The organism is Halomonas sp. (assembly GCF_041689495.1).
In the GTDB taxonomy this organism is placed as follows: Bacteria; Pseudomonadota; Gammaproteobacteria; order Pseudomonadales; family Halomonadaceae; genus Halomonas.
Genome location: NZ_JBDNGD010000417.1, coordinates 1 through 1,356 on the forward strand (window position 1 = coordinate 1; position 1,356 = coordinate 1,356).

General features: G+C 64.3%; 2 protein-coding genes. Both read left to right on the plus strand.

Features of this window, described 5'->3' with window-relative positions; translation table 11 throughout:
* Positions 1-452: hypothetical protein (locus ACESMD_RS12950; RefSeq protein WP_372613799.1), on the plus strand; the 452-nt coding region annotated here is incomplete at its 5' end.
* A gap of 207 nt (positions 453-659) precedes the next feature.
* The gene (locus ACESMD_RS12955) at positions 660-1,109 is read left to right on the plus strand and encodes a YHS domain-containing (seleno)protein (RefSeq protein ID WP_372613801.1); all 450 of its coding nucleotides are present in this window, start codon (positions 660-662) and stop codon (positions 1,107-1,109) included.
* The last annotated feature ends 247 nt before the right edge of the window (positions 1,110-1,356 follow it).

The window sequence follows — 1,356 nt, forward strand, 5'->3', positions numbered from 1 at the left end:
CGGCCCTTGTGCAGCTGCTGCGTTCCAGCTACACCCTGCCGCTGCTGGCCTGGCCCCTCGGGGAAGCCCTGTGGCGGCTGGGTGGCGTACCGGGATGGCGGCTGGTGCTCAGGATGGCCGGCGTTCCGCCCGGCGACACTCTGCTGGATGAATCCCGGGAGCAGGTGCTCTCAATGACCCTGGGCCCCATGGCGCTCTACCGCCAGAACGTCTTCCACCCGCCACCGCTGCCAGCCAGGGCCAGCGTGACCTGCCCGGTGCAGATGATCGTCGCCGAGCGCGACCCTTTCGTTTCCGAGCGAAGCTACGGCAACCTCGGCGACTATGTCACCGACCTGCGGGTCGACCACCTTCCCGGCTCCCACTGGGTCACCCGCAGCCACCCGAACGAGACTACGGCCCTGTTGCGGCGCTTCCTCGATGAGGTCACGGGTGCTGGTGGGGCTACTTGATGCTCTGATTCAAGCGAAAGTGATTCGCCGAGTCGTAGTCGTTCTTCGGCGCGACCAGCCCCGCGTCATTGGCACCCCGGGCCGTGGTCACCGATGACACCCTGGCTAGGCGACACCGGCATCCGCTGTGTGCCGATAGCGCCTGTAAGGCTGGGAGCCGTTTCTCGACAGTAACCTCATGACCGCAAGGTCGAGAGGAGGCAAACCATGAAGCGTACAGGTTGGTGGATGGCAGTCGCCCTGGTATTCGGCCTTGCCTGGTCCATGGGGGCGGCCGCCGAGGGACGTATCTTCACTCGCGATGGACTGGCCATCGGTGGCACGGACCCGGTGGCCTACTTCACCCAGGGCGAGCCGGTACAGGGCTCGCCCGACTATCAGCTGGAGTGGCGCAATGCCACCTGGCAGTTCGCATCGGCCGATCATCGCGACCGGTTCCAGGCGGACCCCGAGGCCTATGCACCCCAGTACGGTGGCTGGTGCGCCTGGGCGGCGGCCCGCGGTGAAGCCGCCTCGACCATTCCCGAGGCGTGGAAGATCGTCGACGACAAGCTCTATCTGAATTTCAGTCGGTGGTATCAGTGGCGTTGGGAGACCAACATTCCCGCCAACATCGAGGCGGCAGATGAGCACTGGCCGGATATCTTCGAACGGTGATCCCGCGTGACGGGCGGGTCCATTAGTCTGTTGGATGGTTCGTCGTATCCGCATGACGCATATGGCATATGTTCAGGTCGCATCGAGGCGCCCGATAAGTGAGCGACGTTATGGGCGGCGCGACAGCGAGGAACAGGCCTGTTGACTCGACCTGGTTGGGTGTTGGGTAGGCGCCTGACAGGCAAGCTGAGTGACAGTGTCGTTTTCGTAGGAACGCAGATACTGCGCGGGGGAAGGACGGCAAAAG